The organism is Flavobacterium sp. J27, assembly GCF_004303025.1.
GTDB lineage: Bacteria > Bacteroidota > Bacteroidia > Flavobacteriales > Flavobacteriaceae > Flavobacterium.
Genome location: NZ_PJQW01000009.1, coordinates 1 through 5,316, shown reverse-complemented (window position 1 = coordinate 5,316; position 5,316 = coordinate 1). Strand labels below are relative to the sequence as shown.

2 protein-coding genes and 2 pseudogenes are annotated in these 5,316 nt (G+C 33.3%); all 4 read left to right on the top strand.

Translation table 11 applies throughout. The features are described from left to right. Positions 1–571, top strand: a pseudogene (locus CX675_RS20005) (DUF5116 domain-containing protein); the annotation flags it as partial. Positions 572–626: 55 nt separating this feature from the next. After that, positions 627–3,473, top strand: coding sequence for an alpha-amylase family glycosyl hydrolase (locus CX675_RS12945; RefSeq protein ID WP_130735666.1), 2,847 nt, complete (start codon positions 627–629; stop codon positions 3,471–3,473). Between the two features lie 90 nt (positions 3,474–3,563). After that, positions 3,564–4,019: a hypothetical protein gene (locus CX675_RS12940; protein ID WP_130735665.1), complete on the top strand. Its 456-nt coding sequence runs from the start codon at positions 3,564–3,566 to the stop codon at positions 4,017–4,019. A 289-nt stretch (positions 4,020–4,308) separates the two neighbouring features. Next, a pseudogene (locus CX675_RS12935) lies at positions 4,309–5,316 on the top strand (T9SS C-terminal target domain-containing protein); the annotation flags it as partial.

Sequence of the window (5,316 nt, the reverse complement as noted above, 5' to 3'; positions counted from 1 at the left end):
TCCACCAACAGCTCCTACAATTGCTGCTTCTGCATTTGGAGAAACAGATTATGAAGGATATATCTGGTTAGATGGCGGTCACAAATTTGTTGCTCCTGATCAAACAGGTGCTTTCAACTGGGGAAATACAGATTGGGGTGATGATGGAACTTTTAGTGGAATGTTAGCAGAAACTGGTGAATCAGATTGTACTGTTGTTGCAGGTTACTACAGAGTGTTAGCAAATACAACAACTTTATTGTATAGTGAAACATTAACAAACTGGGCAGTAACAGGTTCAGCTACTACTTTAGGTTGGCCATCGGGTCCTGATGGAACAGATGGACAGGATGTGGATTTAACATATAATGCTACCACTAAAAAATGGGAAGTAACAACAACACTTACAGGTGGTCAAGAGATAAAATTTAGAGCAAATAACGCTTGGAATTTGAATTATGGCGATGATGGTGCTGACGGTTCATTAGAAGAAGGTTCTGCAAACATTGCTATTGCAACTTCAGGCTCATATCTTATAGAATTAGACTTATCTAACCCTAGAGCTTATACATATACTTTAACACTTCAATAAAAAATAAAGAAAAGGGCTACAAATAGTAGCCCTGCTCTTTTTAAAATAAATAAAAATGAAAGAGAAAATTACCCTATTTCTTTTACTGCTTTCTTGTCTTGGTTTTTCACAAGTTTCATGGCAAACCGCTACACCCGAAGCGAATCAGAGTGCCACATTATTGTTTGATAAAACAGGAACAGGACTAGCAAGTTATTCAGGAACCATTTATGCTCATACTGGCTTAACAGTAAATGGTGCAGAATGGCAAAATGTGATTGGTTCTTGGGGAAATAATACAACACAACCTGCTTTAACACTAGTTTCAGGAAGTGTATATAAATTAGACTTGACACCTACCATTTTAGCTTTTTATAACAATCCTACAGGAAGTGTTACTAAAGTAAATATCGTTTTAAGAAGTTCAGATGGAACACAACAAACGGTTAATTTAGAATTACCTATCGGTTCTTTTCAAGCAAATTTAACCAGTCCTTATGAAAATAGTACTACAATTTTAAATTCTGGAGGAAGTTTAAATATTACAGCAAATAATACCAATGGAAATGCGGATTATAATTTAATAGCAAATGGTGTAAGTATTCATACTTTTACTGGTAGCTCTTATAATTTTACAGATACTAATATTACAGCAAATAAAAATTATGAATTGCAAATTTCTCAAGGAGCGGTTTCAAATTCCAAATATTTTGCTGTTGTAGTTAATCCTTCCACAATTACAGAAGCTTTGCCTAACGGTTTAGAAATAGGGATTAATTATAATGCTTCAGATAATACGAAAGCAACTTTAGTATTAAATGCACCAGGAAAAGATTTTGTATACATTGCAGGATCTTTTAATGACTGGAATCCAAATAGTTCTTATGCTATGAAAAAGGATACTGGATCTGAAAAATTCTGGTTAGAATTAACGGGTTTAACTCCAGGGCAAGTTTATACGTATCAATATTGGGTGGTAGACCAAACTCCTACAGTAAATTCGCAAGCTATGGTAAAAACAGCCGATCCTTGTTCTACTTTGGTTCTATCTCCTTATGATGATCCTTGGATTCCTGAAACAAGTTTTCCTGGAATTACTTCAACGTATGCTTATCCAACTGGTCAAGAAAGAGAAGTAACAGTGTTACAAACCGGTCAAACACCTTATAATTGGCAGGTGACGAACTTTACAAAACCTAATAAAGACAATTTAGTTATTTACGAATTATTAGTGCGCGATTTTGATGCCGATAGAAATTACCAAGATGTAATTGATAAAATTGATTATTTCAAAAATTTAGGGATTAATGCAATCGAATTAATGCCAGTAATGGAATTTGAAGGTAATGAAAGTTGGGGCTACAATACAGCTTATCATATGGCTTTAGATAAATTCTATGGTACTGAAAATAAATTAAAAGAATTAATCGATTTATGTCATCAAAATGGGATTGCTGTCATCTTAGATATTGCTTTTAATCATGCCTTTGGAAGAAATCCAATGGTGCGAATGTGGATGAATGATCCTGATGGTGACGGTTGGGGAAGTCCTAATACAGACAATCCTTATTTTAATACAGTGGCTAGACATACTTATAGTGTAGGAGAGGATTTTAATCATGCTTCTATTTATACGAAAGATTATGTAAAAAGAACACTGAAACATTGGATTACTGATTTTAAAATTGATGGTTTTCGTTGGGATTTAACCAAAGGATTTACCCAAAATTGTACTAGTGGAGACGAATCTTGTACAAATGCATATCAACAAGATCGTATTGATGTTTTAAAAGAATATGTTGATTATACATGGGGTTTAGATCCTGATCATTATGCTATTTTTGAGCATTTGGGTTCTGATTCTGAAGAGCAACAATGGGCAAATTATAGATTGGGAGAAGGAAAAGGAATTATGATGTGGGGTGAAATGTTCTATAATTATAAAGAATTAGCTAAAGGATATGCGGCTAATGCTGATATTACAAGAATAGGGCATGTGAGTAGAGGTTTTACAGGAAAAAGATTGATTGGTTATCCAGAAAGCCATGATAAGGATAGATTAATGTATGAAGCGGTTACTAATGGTAATGTAGCGGGTGCTTATCCAGTGAATGGGAATTTAAATAATGCTTTGAATAGAATGGCTTCTTTAGGAGCCGTTAGTATTATGGTTCCAGGTCCCAAAATGATCTGGCATTTTCAAGAATTAGGTATGGATGATTCTATTTATACGTGTAATAATGGTTCAGTAAATTCTGAATCTGATGCAACACCTGGAGATTGTAAACTAGATACAAAACCACAACCACAATGGGTAGAAAATTGGTTGACAGATCCTGTTAGAGGACCTATTTATACTAAATATGCTAAAATGATTGCATTAAAAACTACTGAACCAGTTTTTAATGGAAATTATACAATCAGTCCTGACGGAAATAACGTAAAGCAAAGAATTTATGTTTATGATAATAGTTTGCCAGTATCACAATTAAAAAATGTGGTTATTTTGGCTAATTTTTCTGTTGCTGATTTAACAATAAATCCAAACTTTCCTTACACAGGTACTTGGTATGATTTAATGAATGATACTCCTTATACGGTAACCAATACTACTGCAGTCATTACCATTCCTTCAGGTCAGTTTAGAATATATGGGAACCAACCTAGTTCGTTACAGAATGAAGATTTTCAGGATGAAAACACAGTAATGATGTACCCAAATCCTGCAAAAAGCACTTTACAACTTTCTTTGGATGCTAAAAAGCTTGAAATATATACTATTACAGGTCAATTGGTAAAAACTTTTAATTCGGTAATAGCAAATCAAAATTTAAATATCGAGGACATTCAAAAAGGAATCTATTTTGTAAAAGTAACAAGTTATGATAACAAAATTGCAAAAAGAAAATTAATAAAAGAATAGATTATTTTAGTTGGTTATATTTTAAAGCGTATCTTTTGAAAAAGATGCGCTTTTTTTATACTATATTTTTTGTTTTGTAGTTATAGTATTATGGAAAAGAGAAATTTTTATATAGCACTTTTGGCGTTATTATTTGTATTTGGATGCAAAACCAATAGTGTAGATGCAAATTATAGAGACGATTTTAGAAGTATTTCAGAAAAGGAAAAGGAAGCTTTTTTAAAACAATATCACGCTACTTCAAGTGATAAAAGTGTGCTTATTCTAACACAAGGTTATAAAGGAGAGAAAATAACAGCTAAGCAGGGGGGGAAATCCGTTTATTCAAGTTATCCAATAACTAATTTGAACACAAAATTAGCTGATTATTTTAGTTTTTCTAATGAAAACGAATTGGATATCCATGATCAATTTTCTAATAAAGATATTGCTATTCCAGCGGAGAAAGCAAAAAAATATAAATTCATTTATTTAATGAAGAAATATAAAGGAAATAGTGTAGATTTTTCTATTACTTATAGTAATACGTTACGACCGTTGAAATAAATAGCAAACAGTTGTAAATTTTAACAAAAACTACAGTTTTCATGTAACTAAAGTTAAACTCAAAATATTCCTATTTTTATATTTTATCTCCGCTTATTTTTACTACAGAAAAAATAAAAGTCTTTTAACCAACCTTTTATCGTTTTTTATACTCTATTAGTAGTATAAAATCCACAGCTACGTATTTATACGTAGCAAAAAACCTGAAAAATACGTATTTATACGTATTGACCAGCGTAGGTAATTAGACCTAAATTTGTTCTCGAGTAAAAAATTACATACTATTCTTATGATAAAAAAATCCTCATTCTATGGGTTTGCCTTTCTCTTGGCAACCTGTGCTTCCTATGCCCAAGACATTCTTTGGGAAAAAACCTACGGAGGCAAACATGCCGAATTTTTGTACGATGCAATTCCTACCCCAGATTATGGATTTATTCTGGCAGGAAGTTCTATTTCTGGTAAAAACGGCAATAAAGAAGACCACAACAAAGGCGATTTAGATTACTGGCTTTGGAAAATGGACGAAAAAGGAAACCTCGACTGGCAAAAAAGTTTTGGAGGCAACCAAGTCGATTTGTTGCAAAGTATTGCCATTACTAGTGACGGTGGTTTTATTTTAGGCGGTACTTCTGCTTCTAATAAAGGAATTGACAAACTAGAAGACAGCAAAGGTCAGGAAGATTTTTGGGTGATTAAACTCAATGCCAAAGGTCAGGAAATCTGGCAAAAAACCATGGGTGGTAGCAGTATGGAAAAACTACTAAGTATTGCTCAAACCAAAGACGGTGGCTACATTTTAGGGGGAACATCAAGCTCAAATACATCTGAGAACGCTGAAAATGATAAGTATACTAAAAACGAAGATTCTAGAGGGAATTTAGATTTTTGGGTTGTAAAACTCAAAGCCGATGGCAGTATGCAATGGCAAAAAACCATTGGCGGACAATATGTGGACGAATTAAAAAGTATTTCTCAAACCAAAGATGGGGGTTATATTTTGGGTGGTTACTCTAATTCGCCTGTTTCTGGGGATAAAACAGAAGCGAATTACGGTTTAGGTGATTATTGGATTGTCAAATTAGATGAAACGGGTACTATCGAATGGCAACGTACTATTGGTGGCGATAAAGACGATAATTTATTTTCGTTAGTACAAACCCAAGATGGCGGTTACATTGTAGGAGGTAATTCTAATTCAGGAGCTACCAATTCCAAATCGAAAACCAATCAAAATGGAACTGATTTTTGGGTGGTAAAACTAGACAAAATAGGAAGTATCGATTGGCAACAAACC

Bases quoted from the DNA above. Each gene is read 5' to 3' on its own strand.
- CX675_RS12940 (WP_130735665.1), top strand. From the start codon at position 3,564: ATGGAAAAGAGAAATTTTTATATAGCACTTTTGGCGTTATTATTTGTA.
- CX675_RS12945 (WP_130735666.1), top strand. From the start codon at position 627: ATGAAAGAGAAAATTACCCTATTTCTTTTACTGCTTTCTTGTCTTGGT.